The organism is Candidatus Magnetobacterium casense (assembly GCF_019173545.1).
In the GTDB taxonomy this organism is placed as follows: domain Bacteria; phylum Nitrospirota; class Thermodesulfovibrionia; order Thermodesulfovibrionales; family Magnetobacteriaceae; genus Magnetobacterium; species Magnetobacterium cryptolimnobacter.
The window spans coordinates 1-4,199 of sequence record NZ_JABXWD010000301.1 but is presented as its reverse complement, the minus strand read 5'-3'; the positions used below and the strand labels follow the sequence as shown (position 1 = coordinate 4,199).

The window sequence follows — 4,199 nt, the reverse complement described above, 5'->3', positions numbered from 1 at the left end:
TGCATAAGGTACCGGCGGGTATGAACCTTATAGAGGCTACCGAAACCGTGGGAGTGCATATCCCCAACTTCTGCTACCTCAAGGGGATGAAGGGCATCGGTGCCTGCCGCATGTGTGTGGTAGAGGTAAATGGCAAGACGATGACCGCCTGCATCATGAAGACCAAAGAGGGCATGGAGATCGTAACCGAAAGCGAACGCCTCAGCGACATGCGCAAGTTCGTCGTAGACCTGATCCTGTCGATGCACCCCCTGGACTGCATGACGTGTACGAAGGCCGGAGTCTGTGAGCTGCAGGACTATGCCTATGCCTTTGCGTTGAAGGAGTCCAACTTCACGCGCAAGTGCTTTAACTTCGCCATAGATGAGGGCAATCCCTTTATCAAGCGTGACCCGGACTACTGCATCCTGTGCGGACGGTGCGTGCGTGTGTGTAAGGAGCAGGGCACCGCTGTCCTTGACTTCATGGGAAGGGGCGTTGGATCGAAGGTGACAACCGCCAACGATCTGCCGCTTCAGCAGTCGGGTTGTACGTTCTGCGGCAGTTGTGTGGACGTCTGTCCGGTCAACGCCATACTTGAGGCAGACAGGTGGCGAAAGGGCAGGGAGTGGGATTACATCCGGCACAAGTCGGTGTGTCTGTACTGCTCAAACGCCTGTGACCTCAGCGTCAGTACGTTAAAGGGTAACATCGTTATGATACGCGCCGGAGCAGATGATGGCCGGGCGGATTACTTCACCTGCGCCACGGGGCGTTTTGGTTTTGACAGTTTGATTGCCGATACACGCATTCTTTTACCGATGAAGCGCGTCAATGGCAGTCTTGTAGACACCACCTGGGATGACGCCCTGCAGTTGGCCGCCTCCAAGCTCAAGGAATCGAGCAGCGGTATTGTCGCCAACGGCGCCATCACCAACGAAGAGGCTGCGGCGTTGAGTGCGCTGGCTTCCGGTGCAGGCGTGGCAAACGTTGATACCACCGTGAGTCTGTACGGCGATGAGGCGTCGCTGTTGGGTGCGGCGGTTGACCCCGAAGACGCCGACCTATTTGTCGTGGCCGGATTGGCGCCCAATCAGTGGGAGCGCAATCTGCCGGCACTTGATGCCTTCCTGCGCACCAAGGCCGAGCGAAAGGCAAAGCTCATTGTCATCAGCGCCGGAGACGTCAAGCTCAGCGACACCGCGGATGTGGTGATAAAGGCCGATGAGGCAGAGGGTCTCAAGGCGTTGGCGTCTGCCCTTGCGGCGAAGGGATTGTCCCTGCCCTCGGGGATTGACGTTGCCGGTGCATCGGTGACGGAGGAGGTTGATCGTGCGGCGGAGCTTTACAAGGCGGCGGTTAATCCCGTGTTGTTGGCCTCCCCGGACGTCTTTGAGGCCGCGGGGCTTTTGGCCGCGATAAAGGGCAAGGCCTTGTCGATACCGGTTGAGGCAAATGCCAAGGGCGTGTTGCTCATGGGGCTTACTCCCAAGGGGCAGTCGTATGACAGTATGCTCAGTGGCGGGGTTAAGGTGTTGTTTGCCGCCGGTGAGTTGCCCACGGTAAAGAGGCCGTCGGTGGACTTCTTCATCCTGGCTGCCACGCACATGTCCGATCTGGCGCGGCAGGCCGACCTGTTGTTACCCGCTGCGGCGTATCTGGAAGACGGCGGTTCGGTGGTGGATTACACCGGGCGGCTCAAGAAGATGGCAAAGGCCGTAGAGCCTCCGGAGGACGTCAGGACGATGGCCTCTATAATCGGCGGCATAGCCAAGTCTTGTGGGTTGGATGGCAAGGCCTCTGATATTGAGGAGGTTTACAGAGTCGCACTGGGCAAGGTAGCTCCGGCTGCGGCAGGGTCGTTTAAGAAGCGTGCTCTGTTAAAGGCCGACCCGGTTGAGATGTTGAGGATACTGAATACGAATGTGGTAAACGGCTCGCGACTGTTGTGGTTGCAGGAGACGGAAAAAGCGTTGGCCTGCGCTCAGGTCTAAGAAAGAAGAATAGAAGGGGGAGCTCTGCTCCCCCTCAGACCCCCTCGCAAGGGGTCACGGACCCCTTGACCCCGTAAAGGGTTGGGTGGTGGGTTGGGGGCGTTGATAATAGTTGACTATTTTGGGTAGTAAGTGATAGACTTAAGGGTAGTTGGTTGTTCTTTGAAAGTGCCGGAGGTTCTCGGAATGGTTGAAGACAAGGGTTTAGGTGCATCGTGAGCACGCTTTTGGGGGGTAAAAACCCATCAGGCGGAAAAGTTGCGGGAGGTTCTCGGAAATGCCTCAAATCGCCCTGTGTATATGCGGGTCTCCAAGGCAAGAGTTGAAAATGGCTTCCGATTCGGAAGGGTTACGACATATAACCTGTTTTATAAGGATCGTACACACTAAGTTGAAAATGGCTTCTGATTCGGAAGGGTTATTTAGGGCAATGGTGTTGTGAGAGTTTCTTGCACTGTGGGATTGAATGAGGTATGTTTATAGTGTTGTAATGGTGACGCTGCCGTGAAGACAATGACCGAGATAAAGGCGCTAATTAACGCCAACAGGGAAGTCCTTGAGACCCGCTTCAAGGTCAAGACCATCGGTATCTTTGGCTCCTACGTCCGTGGGCAGCAGAAGAAGCGGAGCGACATAGACATCCTCGTTGAGTTCAGCGGCGACATGGGGTTTATTGGGTTCATGCAGCTTGAGGAATATTTGCGTAAGCTCTTTGGCGTTAGGGTTGACCTCGTTACAAGGGGCGCACTAAAGCCATATATCGGCAAACGCATCCTTGAGGAAGTTGTGTACGTGCCAGAGCAGGAGTATCCTGCAGCAATAAAGAACTTGGTGCAACCCTGTGTGATAAAAAACCAAATACGACCTGGAGGGACAATGACACGGGAGTACAGGGATTACATCAACGACATAGCCGAGTCCATTGATGATGCCATTTCCTTTGTGGAGGGTATGACGTACCCGGAGTTTCAAAAGGACAGGAAGACTATCAACGCCGTTGTGCGGAGTCTCGAAATCATCGGTGAGGCCTCAAGGCATATCCCAAAATCAATCAAGGACAAGGCCCCAAATATACCCTGGTCTGAGATAACTGGCATGAGGAACAGGATTGCCCACGAGTATTTCGGTATAGACAATAAGGTTGTATGGGATGTCGTCAATGAATATCTGCCAAAGCTGAAGCCTGAAATAGCTGAACTCATCCGGCAGGTAATGGAGAGGGTATCTGAGAGTTGACTATTTTGGGTAGTAAGTGATAGACTTAAGGGTAGTTGGTTGTTCTTTGAAAGTGCTGAAGGTTCTCGCAAATGCCTCGAATCGCCCTGTGTCAGTGCGGGTCTCCAAGACAAGAGTTGAAAATGGCTTCCGATTCGGAAGGGTTACGACAGGAGGTAACTATGCCAACCACAATTAAGGCAATATTTGCTCATGGTGTTTTTGAGCCATTAGATGATATTGAACTGCAAGACGGTATGGAGGTAAACATTACTATTGAGAATATTGAAGACTCTCACGCATATTTCTGGACTAAAGAGTGGCAGGAAAAAGAGCGGGAGGCTGATGAAGCCTTGACCAATGGTGAGTATGTTGAATTTGACAATGCTGAGACGGCTTATAAGTGGCTAAGAGGCCAGGAATCTGAAAAATGGCTAAAAAACTTAAATTCTCAAAATGCTTTATAACTGATTACTCTAAACTCCCAACGGAAATACAGGACAAGGTCGATAAACAACTCCATTACTTGATGGAAAATCCTGCTCATCCATCGTTAAATCTACATTTACTTCAAAGAACTACCGGAATATGGGAAGGATATGTTGACCATCAATATCGCTTTACTTATCAAAGGGAAGGTGAGTGCTACGTTCTCAGAAGGGTTGGCACACACGATGTGATAAAAAAACCATAGAGCCGCTTTCTGATTACACCGTTATATTGACAATGTACCAAGTTTTTAGATGCAATTGTCCTGTTATTAGAGATTAACCTGTTGACTATTTTTTTACAGCGATGATACACTTAAAGGGTATGCTGATCGGATTCGAGTTTTTTAGGGTATCAAAATTGCTTGCATACAAGAAAGAAAGGGGCGGTTTGTGGCAGGGGCGGGTGCGAGCCGCAATCTTGTCGCAGCGGGGGGCGAGCCGCCCCTGGCTCAATTGTCGCACCCGCCCCGGGCACGAAGAAGTCCCCTTGACCCCATTATTTCACACTCAAATATCATGC

3 protein-coding genes are annotated in these 4,199 nt (G+C 51.8%); all 3 read left to right on the top strand.

The window, feature by feature from the left end; all coding sequences use genetic code 11:
* Nucleotides 1–1,973, top strand: a 1,973-nt coding sequence (locus tag HWQ67_RS13700) for a molybdopterin-dependent oxidoreductase (RefSeq protein ID WP_218253252.1), incomplete at its 5' end; no start/stop codon positions are given.
* A gap of 513 nt (nt 1,974–2,486) precedes the next feature.
* Nucleotides 2,487–3,209 (top strand): HepT-like ribonuclease domain-containing protein, encoded by a 723-nt coding sequence (locus HWQ67_RS13695; RefSeq protein WP_255317286.1) that lies wholly within the window; start codon nt 2,487–2,489, stop codon nt 3,207–3,209.
* A gap of 161 nt (nt 3,210–3,370) precedes the next feature.
* Nucleotides 3,371–3,655, top strand: a complete 285-nt coding sequence (locus tag HWQ67_RS13690) for an antitoxin family protein (RefSeq protein WP_218253250.1) — start codon at nt 3,371–3,373, stop codon at nt 3,653–3,655.
* Nucleotides 3,656–4,199: the final 544 nt, after the last annotated feature.